General features: G+C 38.8%; 37 protein-coding genes. All 37 read right to left on the bottom strand.

Features of this window, described 5'->3' with window-relative positions; genetic code table 11:
- The 37 genes from ACQV2G_RS01735 to ACQV2G_RS01555 all read right to left on the bottom strand — a co-directional run bounded on the left by ACQV2G_RS01735 (nt 1) and on the right by ACQV2G_RS01555 (nt 20,609).
- Entirely contained in the window at nt 1-4,356 is a 4,356-nt protein-coding gene (locus ACQV2G_RS01735) for a phage tail tape measure protein (RefSeq protein ID WP_428875954.1), read from the bottom strand.
- Nucleotides 4,356-4,619, bottom strand: coding sequence for a hypothetical protein (locus tag ACQV2G_RS01730; protein WP_428872900.1), 264 nt, complete (start codon nt 4,617-4,619; stop codon nt 4,356-4,358). Before ACQV2G_RS01730 ends, ACQV2G_RS01735 begins: the two co-directional genes overlap by 1 nt.
- Before the next feature lie 71 nt (nt 4,620-4,690).
- A complete protein-coding gene (locus ACQV2G_RS01725) occupies nt 4,691-5,095 on the bottom strand; it encodes a tail assembly chaperone (protein WP_428875953.1) in 405 nt (134 codons plus the stop codon).
- 70 nt (nt 5,096-5,165) lie between these two features.
- Entirely contained in the window at nt 5,166-5,714 is a 549-nt protein-coding gene (locus ACQV2G_RS01720) for a phage major tail protein, TP901-1 family (protein ID WP_428872898.1), read from the bottom strand.
- A gap of 12 nt (nt 5,715-5,726) precedes the next feature.
- The gene (locus ACQV2G_RS01715; RefSeq protein WP_428872896.1) at nt 5,727-6,119 is read right to left on the bottom strand and encodes a hypothetical protein; all 393 of its coding nucleotides are present in this window, start codon (nt 6,117-6,119) and stop codon (nt 5,727-5,729) included.
- Nucleotides 6,119-6,484: an HK97-gp10 family putative phage morphogenesis protein gene (locus ACQV2G_RS01710; RefSeq protein ID WP_428872894.1), complete on the bottom strand. Its 366-nt coding sequence runs from the start codon at nt 6,482-6,484 to the stop codon at nt 6,119-6,121. The genes ACQV2G_RS01715 and ACQV2G_RS01710 overlap by 1 nt, the downstream gene beginning before the upstream one ends.
- Entirely contained in the window at nt 6,477-6,788 is a 312-nt protein-coding gene (locus ACQV2G_RS01705) for a hypothetical protein (RefSeq protein WP_428872893.1), read from the bottom strand. The genes ACQV2G_RS01710 and ACQV2G_RS01705 overlap by 8 nt, the downstream gene beginning before the upstream one ends.
- A complete protein-coding gene (locus ACQV2G_RS01700; RefSeq protein ID WP_428872891.1) occupies nt 6,785-7,132 on the bottom strand; it encodes a phage head-tail connector protein in 348 nt (115 codons plus the stop codon). Before ACQV2G_RS01700 ends, ACQV2G_RS01705 begins: the two co-directional genes overlap by 4 nt.
- Before the next feature lie 7 nt (nt 7,133-7,139).
- Nucleotides 7,140-7,373: a hypothetical protein gene (locus tag ACQV2G_RS01695; protein WP_428872889.1), complete on the bottom strand. Its 234-nt coding sequence runs from the start codon at nt 7,371-7,373 to the stop codon at nt 7,140-7,142.
- A 14-nt stretch (nt 7,374-7,387) separates the two neighbouring features.
- Nucleotides 7,388-8,428: a major capsid protein gene (locus ACQV2G_RS01690; protein ID WP_428875950.1), complete on the bottom strand. Its 1,041-nt coding sequence runs from the start codon at nt 8,426-8,428 to the stop codon at nt 7,388-7,390.
- 11 nt (nt 8,429-8,439) lie between these two features.
- Nucleotides 8,440-8,745, bottom strand: coding sequence for a hypothetical protein (locus ACQV2G_RS01685; RefSeq protein WP_428872886.1), 306 nt, complete (start codon nt 8,743-8,745; stop codon nt 8,440-8,442).
- A gap of 20 nt (nt 8,746-8,765) precedes the next feature.
- Nucleotides 8,766-9,410 (bottom strand): capsid assembly scaffolding protein Gp46 family protein, encoded by a 645-nt coding sequence (locus ACQV2G_RS01680; protein WP_428875949.1) that lies wholly within the window; start codon nt 9,408-9,410, stop codon nt 8,766-8,768.
- Between the two features lie 103 nt (nt 9,411-9,513).
- Nucleotides 9,514-9,729, bottom strand: coding sequence for a hypothetical protein (locus ACQV2G_RS01675; RefSeq protein WP_428875947.1), 216 nt, complete (start codon nt 9,727-9,729; stop codon nt 9,514-9,516).
- Nucleotides 9,726-9,950, bottom strand: a complete 225-nt coding sequence (locus tag ACQV2G_RS01670) for a hypothetical protein (RefSeq protein WP_428875946.1) — start codon at nt 9,948-9,950, stop codon at nt 9,726-9,728. The genes ACQV2G_RS01675 and ACQV2G_RS01670 overlap by 4 nt, the downstream gene beginning before the upstream one ends.
- A 20-nt stretch (nt 9,951-9,970) precedes the next feature.
- Nucleotides 9,971-10,174 (bottom strand): hypothetical protein, encoded by a 204-nt coding sequence (locus tag ACQV2G_RS01665; RefSeq protein WP_428875945.1) that lies wholly within the window; start codon nt 10,172-10,174, stop codon nt 9,971-9,973.
- A gap of 24 nt (nt 10,175-10,198) precedes the next feature.
- Nucleotides 10,199-10,351 (bottom strand): hypothetical protein, encoded by a 153-nt coding sequence (locus tag ACQV2G_RS01660; protein ID WP_428875943.1) that lies wholly within the window; start codon nt 10,349-10,351, stop codon nt 10,199-10,201.
- Between the two features lie 60 nt (nt 10,352-10,411).
- A complete protein-coding gene (locus ACQV2G_RS01655) occupies nt 10,412-10,570 on the bottom strand; it encodes a hypothetical protein (protein WP_428875942.1) in 159 nt (52 codons plus the stop codon).
- Entirely contained in the window at nt 10,567-11,544 is a 978-nt protein-coding gene (locus ACQV2G_RS01650; protein ID WP_428875939.1) for a minor capsid protein, read from the bottom strand. The genes ACQV2G_RS01655 and ACQV2G_RS01650 overlap by 4 nt, the downstream gene beginning before the upstream one ends.
- A complete protein-coding gene (locus ACQV2G_RS01645) occupies nt 11,522-13,066 on the bottom strand; it encodes a phage portal protein (protein ID WP_428875938.1) in 1,545 nt (514 codons plus the stop codon). Before ACQV2G_RS01645 ends, ACQV2G_RS01650 begins: the two co-directional genes overlap by 23 nt.
- 12 nt (nt 13,067-13,078) lie before the next feature.
- A complete protein-coding gene (gene terL, locus ACQV2G_RS01640) occupies nt 13,079-14,509 on the bottom strand; it encodes a phage terminase large subunit (RefSeq protein ID WP_428875937.1) in 1,431 nt (476 codons plus the stop codon).
- The gene (locus ACQV2G_RS01635) at nt 14,496-14,957 is read right to left on the bottom strand and encodes a helix-turn-helix domain-containing protein (RefSeq protein WP_428875936.1); all 462 of its coding nucleotides are present in this window, start codon (nt 14,955-14,957) and stop codon (nt 14,496-14,498) included. Before ACQV2G_RS01635 ends, terL begins: the two co-directional genes overlap by 14 nt.
- 61 nt (nt 14,958-15,018) lie before the next feature.
- Entirely contained in the window at nt 15,019-15,243 is a 225-nt protein-coding gene (locus tag ACQV2G_RS01630; RefSeq protein ID WP_428875935.1) for a hypothetical protein, read from the bottom strand.
- Nucleotides 15,244-15,624: 381 nt separating this feature from the next.
- Entirely contained in the window at nt 15,625-16,041 is a 417-nt protein-coding gene (locus ACQV2G_RS01625; protein ID WP_428872873.1) for a DUF1492 domain-containing protein, read from the bottom strand.
- Complete coding sequence (locus ACQV2G_RS01620) at nt 16,038-16,277, bottom strand: hypothetical protein (RefSeq protein WP_428872872.1); 240 nt, start codon at nt 16,275-16,277, stop codon at nt 16,038-16,040. Before ACQV2G_RS01620 ends, ACQV2G_RS01625 begins: the two co-directional genes overlap by 4 nt.
- A 1-nt stretch (nt 16,278) precedes the next feature.
- Nucleotides 16,279-16,446 carry a hypothetical protein gene (locus tag ACQV2G_RS01615; RefSeq protein ID WP_428875934.1) on the bottom strand — a complete coding sequence of 56 codons (168 nt, stop codon included), beginning with the start codon at nt 16,444-16,446 and terminating at the stop codon, nt 16,279-16,281.
- Complete coding sequence (locus ACQV2G_RS01610; protein WP_428875933.1) at nt 16,433-16,585, bottom strand: hypothetical protein; 153 nt, start codon at nt 16,583-16,585, stop codon at nt 16,433-16,435. The genes ACQV2G_RS01615 and ACQV2G_RS01610 overlap by 14 nt, the downstream gene beginning before the upstream one ends.
- The gene (locus ACQV2G_RS01605) at nt 16,572-16,964 is read right to left on the bottom strand and encodes a hypothetical protein (RefSeq protein WP_428875932.1); all 393 of its coding nucleotides are present in this window, start codon (nt 16,962-16,964) and stop codon (nt 16,572-16,574) included. The genes ACQV2G_RS01610 and ACQV2G_RS01605 overlap by 14 nt, the downstream gene beginning before the upstream one ends.
- 61 nt (nt 16,965-17,025) lie before the next feature.
- A complete protein-coding gene (locus ACQV2G_RS01600; protein ID WP_428875931.1) occupies nt 17,026-17,205 on the bottom strand; it encodes a hypothetical protein in 180 nt (59 codons plus the stop codon).
- Nucleotides 17,206-17,685 carry a hypothetical protein gene (locus ACQV2G_RS01595; RefSeq protein WP_428875930.1) on the bottom strand — a complete coding sequence of 160 codons (480 nt, stop codon included), beginning with the start codon at nt 17,683-17,685 and terminating at the stop codon, nt 17,206-17,208.
- The gene (locus ACQV2G_RS01590; protein ID WP_428875929.1) at nt 17,686-17,808 is read right to left on the bottom strand and encodes a hypothetical protein; all 123 of its coding nucleotides are present in this window, start codon (nt 17,806-17,808) and stop codon (nt 17,686-17,688) included.
- A complete protein-coding gene (locus tag ACQV2G_RS01585; RefSeq protein ID WP_428875928.1) occupies nt 17,809-18,003 on the bottom strand; it encodes a hypothetical protein in 195 nt (64 codons plus the stop codon).
- A gap of 2 nt (nt 18,004-18,005) precedes the next feature.
- Nucleotides 18,006-18,407: a YopX family protein gene (locus ACQV2G_RS01580; RefSeq protein ID WP_428875927.1), complete on the bottom strand. Its 402-nt coding sequence runs from the start codon at nt 18,405-18,407 to the stop codon at nt 18,006-18,008.
- Nucleotides 18,408-18,431: 24 nt separating this feature from the next.
- Nucleotides 18,432-19,202 (bottom strand): DNA-methyltransferase, encoded by a 771-nt coding sequence (locus ACQV2G_RS01575; RefSeq protein ID WP_428875926.1) that lies wholly within the window; start codon nt 19,200-19,202, stop codon nt 18,432-18,434.
- A 58-nt stretch (nt 19,203-19,260) separates the two neighbouring features.
- On the bottom strand, nt 19,261-19,779 hold the full coding sequence (gene ssb, locus ACQV2G_RS01570; protein WP_428875992.1) for a single-stranded DNA-binding protein: 519 nt from the start codon (nt 19,777-19,779) through the stop codon (nt 19,261-19,263).
- Between the two features lie 7 nt (nt 19,780-19,786).
- Entirely contained in the window at nt 19,787-20,005 is a 219-nt protein-coding gene (locus ACQV2G_RS01565) for an HNH endonuclease signature motif containing protein (RefSeq protein ID WP_428875990.1), read from the bottom strand.
- Between the two features lie 111 nt (nt 20,006-20,116).
- Nucleotides 20,117-20,383 carry a hypothetical protein gene (locus ACQV2G_RS01560; protein WP_428875925.1) on the bottom strand — a complete coding sequence of 89 codons (267 nt, stop codon included), beginning with the start codon at nt 20,381-20,383 and terminating at the stop codon, nt 20,117-20,119.
- Complete coding sequence (locus ACQV2G_RS01555) at nt 20,367-20,609, bottom strand: hypothetical protein (protein WP_428875923.1); 243 nt, start codon at nt 20,607-20,609, stop codon at nt 20,367-20,369. Before ACQV2G_RS01555 ends, ACQV2G_RS01560 begins: the two co-directional genes overlap by 17 nt.
- Nucleotides 20,610-20,615: the final 6 nt, after the last annotated feature.

Below are 20,615 nucleotides of genomic sequence, written 5' to 3'. Positions count from 1 at the left end.
CTAATAACTTAATCTTAATTCAGCTTGTTGTGTTTTAGTAATATCATTTACGTGCGTTGTCCATTCATGCCCACCCATAACTAAAGTAATACGAGTTGGGGCGGTGTTTGTAGTCAAGCCACTCGAATCGACGTCTGCGAAGCGACGATTTGAAATAGCTGTTTGTGCTACTTTGGCTACACGAGGTGCTTCCATAACGGCTGCGTTAGCTAACTTAGTAGCCATCTGTTTAACAGCTTTGAGCTTATTCTCCATACCAACGATTTGACCTTCGCCAGTAAATTCACCAATCTCTTCAGTTACCTTTGAAGGAGAATGAATTCTAAGAGCTGATCGCATCGCAGCGGCCGCTGAGTTTGCAATCGATCGGGCTAACCCTATGATCGATCCTGCCATAGAAGATAGCCCGCCATAGAAACCTGCCCCCATGTTATAACCCGCAGATCGTGCTTGACCTGCCGCCGCATTCATAGCTGATACTGCACTTGACATTGAGCTTCGGACCCTTGAAACGACATTAGACATTCCACTTGAAACCACCGATTGCATTGAACTCATCATAGAGCTAGCATTTGCTTTCATAGCGTTAAAGCCATTCTGCATAGCACTCTTCATTGAGTTCATCTTCGATTTTACATCAGAACTCATTGATTCAAAATTGCTAGTAACATCAGATTTCATTGTTCTTGAAGAGCTATTAGCATCTTGGGCAATTAATATATAGACAATTTTAATTTGGGCTTTCATAAGGTTCATAGCACTAATAGAAGCGTCACGCAAAGCTTCGTAATGAGCTTTAGCATTCTCTACTTCTTGCGACCTAGCGTTTACGTCAGTAGCTGTTTGCCCTGCTGCGTCACTTGCAGGGGTAAGACCTTGCATGGCAGAAGTAGCCCCATTTGCAAAGTTTTGATAAGGTGTTACAGCGTTTTCTACTTGCTGCGAGTTAGCAACCGCCGTTTGTGCCGTTTGCGCTGTTAACGAATCAACAGTCACACCGTATTCAGCTAATGAGGCCTGTGTCCAAGAAGGTAATTGGTTATACCAATCCACCATAGACATAACCTCGCCTGTATTAGCAAAGGCCTTGTTTGCTGTTTCTGCTGTCATTAAATTAACCACAGCATCATATTCACCTAAATAAGCTTGTGCCCCAGAACTTAATTGACTATAGAAGTCTGCAAACGTTCCTACTTGAGAGGTATTTGCTTGAACCGCCGACGTTGCTTGAGAAGCAAGGCTCGGTACCGTCGTAGCCATAAGGCTCATAGCATTGGTTGCACCATTCTTAAAGTCCTCAAACGGGTTAGCCGCTAAATTAAGTGCGTTAGCACTATCTATAACACCAGTTGATGCTTGCATAGCAAGGTTAGGAACTTGTAAAGCCATGTTTGACATAGCAGTAGTCGCATCATTGCCAAATTGATGAAAGTTTTGTCCAGCTAAAGCAACCTGTTGAGAACTTTGTACAACTCCATTTGCCGTTGTTAGAGCCATTCCCGGAACGGTAGTTGAAAGACCTTGCATTGATCCTTGGATATTAGCAACCATTTGGTTATAGGGTATTACACCCTGTGTTCCTATAGGTTGAAAGGCTGTTGTCACCCCTTGGGTGGTTGTATTAGCTGCTGCAACCGTTCCACCCTTAATGTTTTGCATCGATGAAATGATATTTGTATCTAAATTGTTAAAGATTTCCTCGACATTAAATTCCATTGCTTGAAATTCGCCTGGCACAGAGTTAGCCGCTTGAGCTGCATTAGATTGCATACCCGCGGTAATCTCTTGCATAGAAGATTCAAGCGAAGCGGACATCGAATCCATTATTGAAGTTGACTCATCTGCCATCCCTTTAAACTCAGTAGTGACCGCGTTAGAGGCTTCTTTTGCTCCTCCTCCGAGCCACTTCGGCATATTATTACCCCACCAGTCGCCTATTTTCCCTCCAAGATCCATGATTCCATCGAAAATCGCTTTTCCAATTGAGGCCATAAGGTCGATAACTGCGCTATTAATAGCTGGTATAGCTGATATCAACCCTTTAATTAGCTCAAACACAATCTTAGCCCCAGCAATCATAATTTCTGGCAAGTTTGAAATAATTCCTCTTACAAGAGAGCTTATAATCTCTCCCGCTGATGAAATGATATTAGGAATGGCGGCGGCTATTGCTTGAATTAAAGCAGATACAATCTGAACTCCCCCAGCAATTACTTGAGGTAGGTTTGACATTAAAGCCTGAACGAAACTAGTAATTAATTGAACCCCAAGAGTTAGTATGTTTGGCAGTGCAGAAGTTATCCCTTGAATAAGAGATAAGATAATTTGAATACCCGTTTGAATAACGACAGGTAAAGCTGTATTCAAGCCATTTTGAAAAGTGGACACCATCTGTTGTGCTGACGCTAACAGTTGAGGGCCTGCCTGAATCAACCCTTGTACTAAAGCCAAAACAAACTGCATACCTGCTACCATTAATTGAGGTACAGCAGATATTAAAGAGGTTACAAGAGAAGTAACAACGTTAATTGCTGCACTGATAATTTGAGGTAAGCCTGCTTGCACTCCTTGAACGAGCGCTACAATGATTTCTACACCTTTTTGAATAATAGTTGGTATATTGGCTGCTAAAGCGTTAGCTAAACCAGTAATAATATTTATACCAGTTGCCATTAGTTGAGGCAAAGCACTAATTATTCCGTTCGCTAGATTACTAATAATGGTTGGGCCTTGAGTTGTAGCAAGGTTTATCATTCCCATGATTTCGTCATAAAAGGCTGTTCCTAAAAGACCGACGGCTGCGGCAAAAACACCGATCGCAGCAACAGGTCCTACTATAGCAAGTCCTAATTGTGCCAGTCCTGCTATGGCGCTACTCGTTCCAGCTGTAGCGGAAAGACCAATATTTGTGAAGCTCGCCATTAGCGTGCCTAGTTTAGGGAATAAACCGTTGAAAAAGGCTGTAAAAGTGGTCCCCAACGTTCCCATAACTCCTTGAATTACCCCTAAACTGCTGATTGCACCCATGGTAGAGGTTGCTAATCCAATAAACCCGGTACCAACACTAGCTATAGCACCTGCAAAGCTCATCATTCCACCGGCTACCGTCGCAGCCATTGACACAAAGCCGCCCATGATCGTTAAAACCGGACCGACAGCTGCGGCCATTCCTGCCCATTTTAGGATTTGCATCTGTTGTGCATCTGATAGCTCAGAAAAGGCATCAATAACATCAGCGACCCTTGTTACTATTTCAGCCAAAGGACCTTGAATCAAGTCATAAAGTTCGAGTTGAGCCGATTCAATGGACCCTCCGAGTGTTTCCCAAGCTCCCGGCAAACCTTCCATCAAGGTGTCTGCCATCTTTTGAGCCGCTCCGTCCGATTGAATTAGGGATTGGGTTAAGCTATCAAATTCACCCGGCGCACTATTAATCAAAGCGAGCATACCAGACATAGCGTTTTGTCCAAATAGTGTGGTTATTGCTTGTTGTTTCTGTTGGTCTGTCATGTCTGCCATTTCCGAGCGTAATTCCGGAATGATTTGATTTAACGGTTTCATTTTTCCTGAAGCGTCAAACGCAGACCAACCCCAGTCTTCCATAAGGAGTCGAGCCTTTTTAGTTGGGGCAGATAAACGCGTTAAAGCCCCTCTCAAGGTTGTACCTGCCTGAGAACCTTTGATACCTGCGTTAGACATAATACCAATCGCTGCGGCTGTTTCTTCAAGCGAAATACCTAAAGAGCCTGCTACTGGTCCTGCATATTTCATAGCTTCGCCCATATCTGAGATTTCTGCGTTGGTGGCAGCAGCAGCTTGAGCAAACACATCAGCTACGTGCCCAGTCTGTGTCATATCCAGGTTGAACTGGTTAAGAGCTGTAGCTGCAACCTCAGCAGCAAGTGCCATATTTCCACCCGAAGCAGCAGCTAAGTCAATAACCCCCGGCATGGAGTCGAAAATCTCTTTTGTACCGAAACCGGCTGAACCCATCATCTCCATAGCTGAAGCAACGTCAGTCGCTCCGAAGATTGAGTCGGCTCCCAGTTTGATTGCTTGTTTCCTTAAATCTTCAAAAGAGACTCCCGTCTCTTCAGAAACGGCTTTTACAGCATTAAAGGTTGAATCGAACTCTTGCCCAGTAGTAAAAATACTTTTGCCCATTGCTGCCAACGGTGCGGTAATGCCTGCGGTCATATAAGCACCCGTTTTCATCATGGTTTTACCCATTTCTCCTACTGAACCAACCGTATCATTTGCGAGTGTTTTGACTTGTTTGCTAGCTTGGGCGATTCCCGCAGTGAAACCACTATCTACTAGCGATAGGACGGCTTCAACAGAATAAGATTCTGCCATTAAGTTTCCTCCTTCCTTAAGTTTTCTAATTCTTTTTTGCGTCGTGCAATTTCTTTAAGTTCAGAGAAAACTTGGCGTTTTTTAAGAGTTTTTTCATCTTCACCGAGAAGTTCTTTAAAGGTTGAATACCTAAACTTACCGTCATCGTCAGTGACGTTAACCACTCTTTCTTGAATCCATATTTCATAAAGTCTTTGTTCATCTGACTTCTTCTTTCGTTGGTTGAAAGCCCCCAACTCAAAATTAAAATCTTCAAGAGACATCGCCCTTGCTTCGTCTAGAGTTTTTCCTAAACATGATCCGGCTAGTTCGATAGCCTCTCGATAGATATTTCTTACTTCTCTTCTTGAGTCTCCTCTTTCTTGAGTTTCGCTTGAGCTTCCTTCGCTTTCTTGAAAATACGTGCCGCCCCAGGTGCTTTCTTCAAGTATTCTAAAAAATCTGAGAACAATTTCTCCTCAGACTTGTCATCTTCAGTTTGTTCGTCGATATAATCTTCAATGTCTTCTCTCGAAGGTTTGTTATGATTATCGGCTGTTGCGAATTGGATAATATAGGCGATGGTTAACGGGTTGTTATTAGACAACTCGATCATTGCTTGATGAATACCAAAGTCCATTGACATACCGTTATCCATCTCTAATCGATATTTCTCATTCAAACGTTCCAAGAAACCTAATCCGAAAGTCATTAAGTAGGTAGTATCGTTGATCTTAATTGGTTGAGTTCTTTTTGCCATTTTTGTTTTCTCTCCTTTAAATTGAACTTAAAAAAATAGAGCGGGATAGTACCCGCTCATAAGTATTATGTTATGCGCCTGCTGAAGGGATCTCTCCATCTTCTGCGGTTACTACTTCTCCAGGTTTACGGAATCCGTAAAGAGACTCAATAATTGCTTTCTGTTCGTCTGTTAACTTAGCGCGACCTTTGACAGGGTGACCGTCAATAGACATTGTGGTAGAAATTTCAGCTAGATCTTCTACGTCATTAGGATCTGACCATTCGTTTAAGTTACCGCGAGCGTATTTCATCTCGTAATCGTCTGATTCTTCTTTGTATGAAGCCATGTTAACTTCCCAAACTTCTAATTTCTCGTCCATCAAAACAGACTCGAATAGCATATTGTTGACAGGGTCATTAGAAGCAATTGCCTCGATTTCTAACTCAACAATAAGCCCACCGGTCGCATTCACTGCACCATCTTTTGACGGTTTAGAGTTAGAGTCTCGCTTATATTTCCATTCGTGGACCGTTTGTAATGCTAATTTAGCAGCTTTCTTTTCTTGGGCGTCTGATAATAGACGGAATAGTAAGAATTTATCTTTCCCTCTAATTGCTGTTATTTCTGTTTTTGCCATTTTTTCTCTCCTTTAATAGTGAATAGTGAATTCTAGATCTAATACAACGTGCCAAAGAGTGGATCCTGTTGAATTGTCCGCTAGTGTCCTTTTCCTCGACGCATTAATTTTTGACATTAAAAAAAGCGTCTCTAATTGGACGTTACGAGTCATCGCTCGCATTTTGTCAGCCATTAAAGACACTTCGCTTTTTTGTAATTCTGAACCCCAAAAATGTAACCTCACGCTAATGGCCCCTAACAAAGGACCTTTAGTAGCACGAGGAGAATCGGCTATCTCCCCAAAAGTCATGAATGGGTAATCGGTACCAAGACTTGGAAGGGAGGGATAGACGCTATAACCTAACTGTTTGCCGATACTTCCTAGTTTATTTCGTACTTGATCATCAAGTGTGTTATTTGCCATTATTTAGTCAACCTTTCCAAGTCATCAATGAATTGCAATTTGGTCTGTTCGAAGCCGGGTTTAACATAAGGTTGTTCTTCCATAAAACGTGTTCCATATTCTGGATAAACTGCCCACCCAGTGGTAGGTCCTGCAAAAGCTGTTAAATCTCCATCACGCAATCCACTTCCTAGAGGTATAGAGCGCTTAGTCTCTCCTGTAGAGTAGCCTTTAACGAAGACGGCTTCTTTTGCGATGTTGTTTGTTAACCTTTTTCCGTTTTCTCTTACGATGGTTTTAGCATCATCAAGTGTGACCATTTTTGCAAATTTACCTAAGAGTTGTTCATGACCGCGCCAGTTTAGTTTTACTCTAGATTTACCCATCTTCGTTCACCGAATCCACCGCTACATAAAAAACCTTATGATCTAGTCTGTTACGGACCCACTTGTGGGGAACCCCGTTAATCTCGACTAAATCAAAAGGTTTTCGGTAGGGCTGTAATAAACGAACGATCTTAACTTCCGATTTATAGTCTCCAAAAAGACTAAAACTTCGGTCTAAACCAAGTGTTGAGAGATGACAAGCCTTTGTTTCTCTAATCGGCTCTTGTTCGACATAATCACCTATCTCGAAGTCGTAAGTGGGTACTCCTCCTTTTAAAAAGGTTACTCTTGCGTTTGTTCTCAATAGAACGTCACCTCACCGGGTTTCACATTTAGTCGTTCGCCTACATCCGGATAATAGATGCGTAAATAGGCTTTATACTGCTCAAAGTCTTTAAGGGGAGATTCATATGTGGTTGAATGCCCTTCAATACTCGTACTCTTCATCCCCTCATTGCCTCTGCGGTTATAACGCTTAAGCGATACATCCGTAATAATAAAGTTAAAGACAGGCAGTACCAATTTAGCACCCGTTATCAGTAAAAACTCTTGGGTAGTATCATTGATGATGTCTTGGAGGACTTGATCTTGCAGGTCGTCAACAATATCTAAACGACGCTTTAAGACTTCTAAAAAGTTAGTCCCCATATTTCATCTACTCCTTTGTTTTAGTTGCTTCTTGCTTTGGTTCAGTTTCTTTCTTAGACTCTACGATCTTCTCATAACTAAATTCCTCATAGGCTTTCCAGTTAGAGTTCTTTTTCGCTTGAGCTTTGATGTCTTTTACGATTTGATCTGCTCGAGTTTGAGCCATCTCAACGACTTCGTCTTTTTTGACATCGCGTTTTAGTTTTTCATCATGATAGGGTAAATTAAATTTGATTTTCACTGAATTCTCCTTTCTTAGGCTCCTGGCAAGTCAGGTAATACTGTAGCAGATACCACTTGACCCGCTGTCGGGAATGAAGGTAAAGCGGTAGCTACTGCCTTAGTATAGGTAGCAACTGGGTCGACTGATTCGTCGTAAACCATTGCTAATACGTTCCCAACGTTCGTTAAATCTACAGCAGGGTTTTGACGTAAACGTAATTCTTCAGGTGTAGGCCCGAATACGGTATTTCCTAAAGCCCCGTTTGGTAACAATACGAATGATCCTTCTGGCAAGTAACGCTTCATCGCATACGTTCCGTCGGCTTTTTGCTCACGATACATGCGGTCCTCAGTTCCTAAAACAGGTAAACCGTGAGCCACCATGAAGTCATTAATCTCCGTTAAAGATAGACGTTTGGTTGAGTCACCAAGAATCGCTTTCTTGATGTTAACAGAGTTAGCAATTTTGCGAACAACTTGACGAGTAGTTAAGATACGCCCTGGAGTAATACCGGTTGCCAAAACTAGAGAATCAATCCATTTATCAATATCTCCTAAAATGTCAGCATTCTCTTGTGACCAATCCGCAGTTTGTAATTGATCAGAACGGAAACCATAGTTAACTTCAAATTTAGCGTGGTTCTCATTAGCCGTAACTTTCCCAGTAGCTAAAGCCTCGTACCGCATACGCTCTACGCGAACTTTAACCGAACGCACCATATTATCAATATCGTTATAAATCGTGTCGATAATAGATTTATAAGCAGGAGACGTTTCTTTTATGCTATTTAAACGTAATAGCAATTCTTCGTTCACTTGGATTTTACGCTTGATAAACGCAATCTTCTCACGAACGATTTGACCACCATCACGAGAAGCAATTTCAGATTCAGTATCGAAAGCATGAACTGAAGCTGTTACTGGTGCTTCATTAGAGCCCTTCAAATACTCCATCTCAAGTGACTCTTGTTTCATGGATGGGAATAAAGCTTCCCCTGCTTGAGCGTCATATTCCTTGTTAGCAACATAGTCAATGACGTTCTGATTGTTAAAAATATCTAAAATGTCTGGCATTTACTTTCCTCCTAATAAAATTTAATTTCTTTCATTGCGGCAATTGCTTCAGCAGCTGGCTCTACAGGTAAACGATCTTTTAAGATATAACCTTCGACAATTACTGAACAAGGTTGATCTCCTGCTGATACGTCGACATCGTTATATAAAATACCGATAGCCGTTCCGTCGTTAGCTGGGAAGACGGTTCCTGCTGGAATAACCCCTTTACCTTCTTTATCCATTGCCTTTGTAGCAGTATGTGTAAATGCTACAACGTGAGCAGATTTTAAGAAGTTAACCTTCCCTTGATATTCAACATCTTTAATAAATGGCATTTGTTTTCCTCCTTGTTGATTTAACCCCAGTTAGATACAACTGGTTTTTGTTGTTTTTCATTGCGCTCTTTAGCGATTCTTGCACCTTCCGATAAATTGCTTGACGATGATTGTCCTCCAACCCGAGGATCCTTTTGACGAAGACGAGCTTTATCACGCTCAGCATCACGTTGTTTGATGATTTCTTCAAAGCGATTAATACGTTCGTTAGTTTCTTCGACGTCGCCTTTAACGACGATTAATTCAGCAAGCTCTGTAGGGAACTGCTTATCTGCTAAAACATTTTTAGTGTCTGATAAGAGTTCTTTATAATCGGCTTCTGCTTCTCTTGCAGCTATTTCTACTTCGCGATCTTTTAATTCCTGTTCGCGTTTTTCAGCATCCGACATTTTAGCTAAAGTCTTTTCTTTTGCTAATGCCTCTTTTACTGCTTTATCGATAGCTTCCTTTTGTTTTTTATTAGCCGTTTCGCGTTCACGCTTTAAACGTTCTTCAACAACCGTATTTAGTTCTTCTTGACTAAACTTCTTCTCTCCTTCATCGACGTTTGTTTCATCGTTATTTACTTCCTCTTCTTGATCGTTGCTAGCATTTTGATCAGTAGGTTCAGTAGAGTCAGCAAATAGTTGTAAGTTGAGAGGTAGTCCTCTGAGTTTCTTCTTCACAATCATTTCTCCTTTTTTGAGTCTTGTTTGACTATGGATTTCCATGCGTCTTTTAATGTCATAAGCACGTTTTGGACAAAATAAATAGCCCTATTTCTAGGACTTACCAACTTGCACTTTCCATAATATTGATACATTGTTTATTGATTGTTGTGTTAACTAGTTTCACCGGGTCATTAATAATTGGTAGCGCAACATCTTGAGTTATAGCCGGGGTTAGAACTATCTTCCCAACATTATTTGTCTCAATTTCTATTTCTCTACCATTAGCTATAGCTTCTAAATCATTATTAGATAACCTTATTAATACTCTCCTCATACTTCCTCCTTTTTGTGCGTTCTTTCGATGAATTCTTTCATCTGCTCGTCTCCTAACATCATTGTCTTTTCCCATTGGTTTTGCTGCAAACCTTTTACAATACGTTCTCGTTCTGTGTCATTTGTTAATTCCCCCCACACCCCTTTAATAAATAAAGCCATAAAAGCAACCAATACTATTATTAAAAAAAGTCCTGCTAATTCACTTGCTATGTGCCACACATCGATCACGTCTCCCATTATTAGAATACAATTTTAACTCGAACTCGGTATTTGAGTTTCTCACCGAACGGTTTATTTTTATATATCAATTGAACAGTAATGGGGTTAATATAGTGTTTCAGTTCAAATAGTCTAGCTTTTAGCCAGATACGTGCTTTTCCTAAAAGCGAGCAATCACAATCAGAACCGTCAAATTCAATGTCTATTACTCGTGGTTTTGTCATTTACTAACCTCCTATAACTCAAATTCATTCCTTGGGTTCGAATTCCCCTTTAACTTTTACTGAGACATCAATAGTTGTCTCATTCCACTCTGGGTCATAACCGATATCGAGTGATACACCGATAAGTCTTTCCTTGTCGATTGTTATCTTTTTTAATTCTTCAATTAGTTCTTTCATATTCCCTCCTATATCAAAATCAATTCGACCCGTTTTATGTTGCTTTAAAAAGCCCCTTCTTTAGTCATTACCTTTTTTGACGAACTTATAAGAAGTCACTTGAATCTCACCGTCTTTATGTTTTAGAGCCTTTCCACTTAAGATGTCTTTTGCAATAAATACCAATTTACTCAACGTATTAAGTTCCTTGTATTCAGCAGTAACTTTTCTTACTTTCATAAGATCGCTCCTTTGTTTGCTTCATATTTTTTAAACAGTTCATCTAAAACAGCTTCATCAACGGCGGGCGCTACTGCACAGTGGCAATGAGGGTGAATAGGTGGGGCGTTTTGTCCGATTATCATATCTCTTACTAGAAATGGGTTGTTATCTGCTACATTTTTACAAAGATCGCAAGCGCTTGGTTCTGGAATTAGGTTAAACTTCTCATAGCCATTCTCTTTAAAAACGATTAAAGCACCTTCGGTTTGAACCCTCGCTTGTTCAGTTACAGCTAAGCGATGGGCTTCATAAGTACTCACTTTAAACCTTTTTCTCAGTAATGGTACGAGGTCTCTTGAGCTTTTTCCTCGCATCAAATTGTTAGACATCATCTTTGCTACATCAATTCGCAGTTGGTCTTGTTTTTGCCAAATATTTTCAGACCAAGTAGCACCCTCGTACCTTACATTTAAAACGGCTTTACCTATCCGTCGGATTGTTTCTTGATCAGGTACGCTTTCGCCTAAAATACCACTTTGCTTTATGATTTCATCAACGAATCCATTCTCGATGAACTTCTTCATCAACTTATACTGACCGTCATGCATAGCGACTAATTCTAAGTCAACGTGATAAACTAAAAGTTCAGCCCTGTTCATTCGCATTTTCAAGTTATATAACTTAAGTTCTGCGTTCGCTTCAGGGCTGAAATCTTTCTCTTTTACGTAGCGTTTTGCTTTATCAGCAAAGGCTTCTACATCCATAGCTGCTACACGTTTTTTAGCTTCTTGTTTAGTAATTCCTTCTTTACTGGCGTATCTGTGTAGAAAAGCATCAATTTCTGTTTCAATATTCTTTTGCGCTCCTCTATAAAGCGTGTCTAGCTCTTTGCGAAAAGACTCTTCATCTTTGATGCGATTTATCATTTCTGCGTTAACGCGTTCTCGCCAGTAAAGGTTGTCCGGGAGATTACTCGGTTTGATCTTCGGCATCGCTATTCACCGCCAAGTCTGTCATTCTTTGTTTCTTAGCAAGGTTTTGTATTAAGCCTTCATCGTCAATCTTTTCTTTCTTGAGACGTTCCAATTCTTGAGAGACATTATCTGTGATATTAGTAATCTCTAAAATAGTTTCGTTAGACATCTCTCCTCCTAAAGCGTTGAAGGCTTCTATCGCTTCTTTAAGTGCTTTCGGTAAATTCAATGTGAATCGAATATCTAAATGATCAATGTTAAAATTTAGAATCGATCCATTTTCAACACCTAAGTAGCCTATAAGCTCATATCGGCGTTTCAGTGACTTCTCAAAATGTGCCATCGTGTCAATAATACGTTGGTCTAAACCAAACATTTTCTGTCTGACTGCTTCGCCCGTTTGAACGCCCCCAAACTTTTCATCGCTTAAATTAGGCACGCCTGTTTCAGCGTGAATATCGTCTTTCAAACGCGTCTTAAACGCTTCAGCACCGCCCGAGTCATAAGACTTCTGTAGGAACTTCGCGTCAACATCTCCCACCGGTTTATTATCTTGGTCAGTAGGAGGTTTCAAGTGCATAAGACGGGATTGCAGCATTTTTTGAAGCCAATCTATTTGTTGTTCCGGTGTAGAGTTTCGAGGCATGTGCATTAGACCTTTGATCATCAATATGGCATCTGAAATATCCTGCATATAGTTTGCTGTATCCGATTGTGCCGCGTCGTAAGCATCAATTTTACTGAGATGTGTTTCATAGGCTCCAATTCCTAACTCGTTACCTAAGTATTCAGTGATTTGAATTTGATTGACTGCGTATTCATCGATGTCCTCGTCAAAAAGTTCATTTTGTTTAAGCTCCAACAAGTAAACGTAATTATCATTACCGTACATTTCAACGATTAATGTGTTGTCATCTTCAGAAGTAAATTGCGTTTTTGGGTAGTATCTTACGGCAGCGACGGAATGTTCAGCATGGGTGTTATCATAAATAACAAAAGTCTGTCTCACATCAAACTTACGAATGCGGATCTTGTCTTCTTGATTTTGATAAACATAATCATAAGCTCTGCCTGTTTCTGCAATCGTCTTAATCAGTGATCGGTTAAGCTGATACGTATTGTTCTGTCGATCTACTTCATGTAGAAAGTCATTAATTGTCGCGTTTTCTTCTTCTTCTAATTCCTCGTCATAGTATTCGACAATTATTTCTTTACCAGCAATATACCCTTGAATAAACGTCGCTACTAAATCACCAAAGTTATGAACGAGGCGATTATCTGCCATTTCTTTATTTTTCACTCGGTTATACTCTAAAATCGTGTGGTTATCACCTCTTGCATAGTCTTGTAATTCGATTAATCGAGGTTGCTGTATTTCACGGTGATGTTTGATGTACTTGATTAGCAATTCATAGTTGTTATCGAGAAGGCTATTCATATCATTGACACGGTACCTTAAACGCGACTCTTCGTGGAATCGCTTTTTAAGTCTTTTTCGCTTCCCAAAAGAATTTATAAATGGTGTTGCGTTATCTTGCATTTAATTACCTCCTTACAAGAAGCCGAAACCTCTTCTTAAAATATCGTATTCTTCTTCGACGTCGCCATCGTCTACAATAAATTGACTCACGTCTTCAGCAACCCCCGTTAATGAGTCGGGTGCATCGTCGTGTTTGTTCTTGCCTTCTTTTTGAAAGGACATTAGTTGTTCATAAAGTTCTGGCCATTTATTATGCCAACCTTCAGGAAAATAAATATGCTCCATACACCATGAAGCATGAGTCAGTATTCTAGCTATTTTATTCTTGGTTTGGTGGAACCAGTTGATTACTGTGTAGTTGCTATTAAATTGTCTATTTAATATGCGTTCGACGCTTCTGGCAAAGCCCCGCCCACCATTATTTGATTCAAACTTTGCAAAGTTCACTTTGTTTTCGTATAACTTAGCTGCTAACGCCGGTTCTGTAATTTCCATTGCGTCTTTTGTAAACAAGACGTCCAAGATATATGCCTCATTATCGAAAGTAACGCCATAGATGTAGGTTGCGAGGAAGTCAGCTCCCGTATCCGCCGTATCCGTGTAGGAGCGAATCTGTTTAAATTCTGGTAGTTCGCCGGTGTAGGTTTTGAATCCACTGTATAAAGCTCCTTCCACATCTATTGGGCTTTGTTGATAGTTTGCTGCGGCTATTTCAGGACTCATTGACTTTGTTTTTCTGTTGAACTCTCGGGCTGATAACACTTCTTCACAAAGCATCGTGCCATCATCTTGTTTCGCTTTTAGATTGATGTGCTTGATCTTGTATTCTCTACTTAAATCCGTTAATACACGACCTGCTAAGTCTTTAGAGTGCCACCTCGTCATGATGATAAGTAACTTACCACCTTCTTCTAAACGGGATAACATTGTATCGGTGAACCAACTCCAATGCTTTTCGAGAACATTTGCGTTGTTTGCTTCTTCAGCACTCTTAATAAGGTCATCAATAATAATAAAATCGGCTCCGAATCCGGTTGCTGTTCCTGTAGGCGAAGTAGCTAAGTAGTTTACGGTTGGACTTCCTTCTAAACTCCACATGTTCATTGCCCCATCACCAAACTTTATCTTAGTACCGGGGAAAATATCGCTATAAACGATAATATCTTCTTGAGCTTTCACTTCTGAGATAGCGTTACGCACCTGTTTAGAAAAGTTTGTTGATAGAGTTTCGTTATATGACCCTGTCATAACGCGTTTAGTGTGATCCAAACCTAGTAACCATTGTGTGAATTTTGTAGATGTCAGTGATTTACCATGTCTTGGTGGAACGTTGACCACTAAAATATCATTATCGTCTGTTAAGAACTCCTGCATGTCATCACATAAGTCGATTAAATATTGCCGTGACGGTTTATAAAACTTAGGAGTTGTTAGTTGACAGTAATCAAAAAAGCTCTTGCGAGCTAGAGCTTTTCGAACCTCTTGAACATCAATCCTCACCATATTTAGCCGCCAACTTTCTCAACTCATCGACACTTAATTCGTCGTACGGGTTAGAAGTCTTAACATTCATTCCTCCGCTTACTTCAGTCTCACGTTTGTCTCGCCACTCTTTAGGTTTTCGGTTCTTCAACCAAAATATCTGTGCGGTGGTATTAGGTGGTGCATACTTTTTAACTTCTACAACCTCGCCTTTGTTTGTTACCATTTCCTCGGTGTATTTATAGCCGAGTGCGTTTTTAAGTAAGGCATTCTCTACTTGCCTATCTACTACGGCTTTACCCTTTTTTAAGGACTCAAATATTGAAGGGTATTTCTTTTTCCAGTTATTAAGTGTTTGCTCACTCACGCCTATATTGTGAGATATTTGTCTGTCCGTGAGGCCGTCTCTTGCCCAACCTTCGATCTCTAATAAGCCTTCTTCTGTTATCCAATACTCGTATTTAGCCACGGCCTCACTCCTTTCAGTGCATAATAAAAAGACCTCTTTTGAGGTCTATAGCTTTCATACTTTATAAATCATATACAGACTTTGGATCTTTTAAAAGATTTTCGATTGCCTCATTCACGGTGTCGCCTTTCGCCATGTTACTTATATCTTCTCTTGAATTTACAGTGCCATAGCAAACGCCCCAATTTGAAGTGAATTTCATTAATGTAAAATGACCATCAAATTTTTCATTGGCGACTTCAATCATCTTATAAAAGTTTCGAACATCTAAAGCTTCTTCTTTCATAAATATAACTCTCTCCCTTTTTGATATAAATATACCAAAAACCGCCCTCGTCGCATAGGGCGGAAAAGAAAGGAGGTGATTTTGGTTGTACGAGTGAGCGGAACAATCACAATCCGCAATGCAACTGGTAAGGATTTGCACCTTACATAACACATTACTGTTCAAGGGTTGCCCACGTAATATGTCTTATCCCTTTTAAGCGTCTACCTATTCCGCCACAGTTGCTAAAAGTCTTTTTTGTCTATATTTTTAGAACACAATACATAGACTTTAATTATATACTCACCTTGCGGCGACCAGTCTGTCAGTTTTCCACACGCCCGAAGCGAACTGCATCAACTGGGATTGTTTTTGAGCTATTGCTCATTATAACAATATCATCTATTCCAAGTGACATTCCATGACATCTTGAAAATCTTTTAATGCTTGACCGTGCAATCTATAAATATGCCTTACTTCATAGTCCATTAGCTTTGCTACATTCTCCCAATCGTAACCTATGGTGTAGCGGTATCTTAATAATGTTTGACTTGTCTTATTTTCGACTTTATCAATGAGTTCTGATATTTTAATTTTTAAAGCCGTTAGTTCGTCTGATTTATCAGCTATTTTGATAGCATAATCGGACAGTTGTGCAAACACATCATCTGGTCTACCTCCTCGTGAGGATTGGACTTTCATATCAGTTATGCTTGCCCTTCTAAGAGTTAAATTAAATATTGTCTCTCTTTCCATGGACAAAGCTTTTATCTCGTCATCAATCCAAAACAACTGCGACAAATAATCTTTTGCCCTCATTCGTCACCTCCGAATATTTTCTGTAGTCGTTCTTTGCTAATGATAAAATTGTGTTTATCTAGAACTAAAAAAATAATGTCGAGAGCTTCTTCTACTGTAAATACTGCCTTCTTGAAGATATAAGCTACTTTTTCATAAACAGACAAAGAGTTAAAATATTCTTTTTCTTTACGCTTTAGTGATACTTCCATTTTATGTTTTGCTCTCGCTACTGCTCTGTGCCTATCATTCGCCATTTTAAAACACCTCGAACAGATCCATGCTTGGTGTTACTTCTTCAATGGCAACTACTGAATGATATTTTACTTTTGCTTCAGTTTCTGCTTCTTGAATCGTATAAGCATCAAAATAAACATATCTTTGATTTCCGTGAACATCTTTTACTAAAATCTTAAATTGCTTCATGCTTCCCTCCTTGAAACTGGTCAGGGTGTCTTAAGATATAAGTATTCCCACTCGCTTCAATAACGGTTGCTTTCCCATTCTTCATCTTCTTGATCGTTACAATCGGACGGTAGCGGTCGCCTGCCTTACGTTTTTTCAACGATTTCACTCCCCACTAAAATACTTAACAACCTATCAATATCTGCTGGTTTATGCCCGTCATATTCTGGCGCATATTCCAATTCTTTTACATTAAACATATCCCAATCTTTTAAATGATAGTGATAAGTATATTGACCTTCTGGAGTATTAATTCCAACATTAAAACTATCTTCAAACATTGTTCCGTCACTATGTTTTTTAGCTTTCCATGCAATCTCTTTGTTTTGATTGCAGATAATAGCAAACAACATCATGCGATGATAGTAAAGCTCATCAAAAGTATGCCATTTGTCTGAAATTCCTTTTGTGCTTAGTCCTTGCTCTTTTCCTAACAGAATTAAATTGTTTATTGATTCGGTGAATTCTTTTTCTTTCAATCAAACTCGTCCTTTCTGTATATTGATGATAAGATTAGCACTGTTAAAAGCACTGGAATGATTAGGTGCATTTAGTCACCTCTTTATTTTGTTTTCTCCTTTTGATTTCTTGGTCAGTGATATATTTTGCATAATTTACCGATTTGGATAACATGTTTAATTCTCTCTCTGATAAATTCTCAGTCGATAAATCAAATAAATCAGCACATAAGTTTTTAAACTTTAATTGATTCATATTCATTTAGTCAACCTCCAACAAATCGCTAATCTTAGTCGGTTCCTCATCTTCCCATTTGATGAAAGGGAATAAATTATCATTTAATTCGATACGTTCACCATTATCGCTGGTAGACCAATATGCATCATATGCTTTGTGTGGTTTATCATAATAAGCATATAACCACCCTGCTTTATTTCTTGCCAAATAATATATATCACATACATTTTCCAAGACATTCTTTTCAACATCTGATAATTTTATTTCTCGCTCTTCAATCGGTGTCGAAGCGTATTCTACGCATAGTTTTAAAAGGTTTTCTTTATCTGATTCGCTCATTTCATAAAAATTTTCATATCTTGTATCGAGCGCATAGGTTTCACTAGTTCTTACACTACAATAATATGCACTACCTATTTTAATGTATATACCCTTATCCACTACTCCGATTTCCCAATCTTCATTAATCTCTTTAACTTTTTTAATAAATTCTTTTGTTAACATTTAATCAGCCTCCTTCTTTTCCAGTTCAAGTAACCTATCTCTTAGCATTAATAAAAAATCTTCAACATCTGGGTCTAAGGCATCATCGACAAACTGTTCAATTTCTTTTATTAATTCTTTCATTTACTTGTCCTCCAATAACTCTTTTATTTTTTTAACGTGACTGGTCCTAAAATATGTATTACTCTTTATAGGCCTAAAACAACAATAATATTTTGGATATTCACTCTTTTTTAATACACCACGAATGACATCGCCATCAAAAAATGATAATTCGACATTCTTACCTAAATAGGTTTCAAGTTTTTCTCTTTTCATTTTTAGTCCTCCAATAGTTCTGGGTTTTCATAGATATTTCCGATGACTTGAATTTCGGTTTGAGAATTATTAGAATTCGTTTCGCTAACGAAATACTGCAAGGGATCTCCGTTAATGTGATATAAGCCCTCTAAAACATCGTATAAAACCACACCCTGTGTTGAGTCGGTTTTGATTATGTCGCCGACAAAGATGTCGGTACCATTTTTGTCCTTAAGAAATGTTGATTGCATAAGAACAACTTCATCAGGTCTGCATTTAACAGCATGAACTGTTCTTAATCTCCCATTAAACTCGTCATTAGCGACACTAGATACGTATACTTCGTTTTCCATCTCATTAAATCCATAACAACCTCGCATTTTGTTTGTCGCTTTATCCCACGCTCTAAATTTTGGTAGCATTTATTTATCCTCCTCTTTTATTGTTTAAAATAAACTACTTTGCAAAGGCACATTAGATAACATCTCTTCTTTTGCCTTTTTATAAAAATCTTTTTTTATTTCAAAACCGTAAGAATGTCGACCTAGCTCCAAACTGGCTCTCAACGTTGACCCGCTCCCTGCGCAAGGATCAATAACGATATCCCCTTCATCTGTAAAAATTTCAATTAGACGTTTCAATAATTGAACGGGCTTTTGCGTTGGATGAACTTTGGGAATTGTTTTTCGACTGTCATTTTCCCAATTAAACCAGTTTTTTATCATTTTCCCGTTATTTCTAAATTTAGGTAGTTTATCTCGGTATAATACAACGGCATATTCAGTCGCTCCTACAATTTTCATGTTAGATTTCAAAACTTGCGAAGAACTTTTTTTACAAAAAATAATCGGATAATTGTTTTTAAAGCCGTATTTCTTACCATAATCTATTACCATTTGTATTTGTTGAAAGGCACAAAAAACGATCATTGCTGGCGCTTGATTTCTCTCTTTTGGCTCTTTCTTTAATAACTTTGAACAAAAGTGCATATATTCAGAAATTCTGAAATCGCTGTCTGTATCAAAAAATTGTTTTCCAGCTTTTTCTGACTCACCTTTCTTATTATCTCCGTCCACATACCATTCCAAACTACTTGCATACGCATTATTTCCTAAGTTGTAAGGAATGTCTGCAATAACAAGCTGGGCTTTTGGAATTCCATATCTTTTATAATTTTGAAAATGATCGTTGTAAAGCTCGCACTTAACTTTATTCACTCGCCTTCTCCTTTCCTCTTTCAAACAAGTTCTCTATCTTTCCTTGGCTATGGAAATTCTAAAATGGTAAATCATCTTCATTGATTTCTGACTTTCCCATGCCTATATTACTGAAATCTTGCGCCTGTGAGCCGTTTTGTTGTGTAAACGGTTGATTATATTGGTTGCTAGGAGAAAAGGTCTCCTGTGGCACGTTTTGCCGATTTGAAGGGTATGTCTGCTGGCTGTTGTTGTCTATTGGTCTTTGCTCTGTGACTTCTTTAGGTTCCAACAAATGGAAGTTCCTAACATTAACTTCTGTGATATAAACTTTATTCCCTTGGTCGTCATCATAATTTCTAGTTTGGATAGCTCCTTCTAAACCAATTAGTGACCCTTTGCGTGTAAAATTAGCTAAGTTCTCTGCAGCTTTACGCCAAATGACACATCTTATAAAATCTGCTTCACGCTCGCCTTGTTGATTAGTAAAACTTCTATTCACTGCTAGAGTAAAACTTCCAACTGGTGTGCCAGATGAAGTATATCTAAGGTCTACTTCTTTAGTTAGACGACCTATTAATTGGACGGTGTTCATTATTTTCCCCCTATTTTTCACTGATTTTTGCCAATGTTTCCTCGGTTAGTAAAATTGATTTGTTTATCTCTTTATTGTCTGTAAGCTTGTTTCTGCTGTTAATCTTCGATAATGATTTTCGTGAAATACACATAAGATTATCGAGTGAGATATTACTTTTGTCTTGATCAATAAAGATTATTACACTCCCTTTGGGAACTGGCCCATGTTCCTTTTCCCATAACCAAATATGTTTCCCTATCCAGTTATTATTCTTATGGCCATCCCTTATTTTTATTTCAGTGTATCCATCTTTATTTACTCGTTCTGTTCCAATTGGTTTTCGATTGTGGGGAACTATTCATTTTTTGAAATAAGTATGTTCGCTTTTAGGGTTTGGACCCACCTTTTTCCCTTTATTTGCTGGCACGTGACCTTTAACAAAATGACCAGCAAGGCCACTTCTTATTTTTAGTCGTTTCTTTTCATTTCTTATTTGATTTACACTTAAATTCATGTTGAAATGACTATTAAACATTTCGGTCAACTCTTTATTGCCGACCCCTTTAACGTTATCTTTTAACCACTTTTTATGATCGTCGTAGAAAATCTTATTTTTGGGATTCATAGGCTAACATCTTTGGAACAGTAACTCGCCCACTATACTCTGCTTGTAATTTCGCAGCATCTAATGCTAGCTTTGAGTTTTCAATGATTGACTTTGACACATCTGTCATCGCTTTCGCTCGGCTAATTTCTTTATCTAATTGCTCCTCTGTTAAATCTTCATCGTTCAGCCGTTCTAACATTTCAAATAAATGATTGTTTAAATCTTGATTAGTATTTCTTACCATTTATTT

The organism is Facklamia sp. P12955 (assembly GCF_050409565.1).
In the GTDB taxonomy this organism is placed as follows: Bacteria; Bacillota; Bacilli; order Lactobacillales; family Aerococcaceae; genus Facklamia.
The sequence above is the reverse complement of the archived record's forward strand: the minus strand, read 5'-3'. Positions and strand labels throughout refer to the sequence as shown.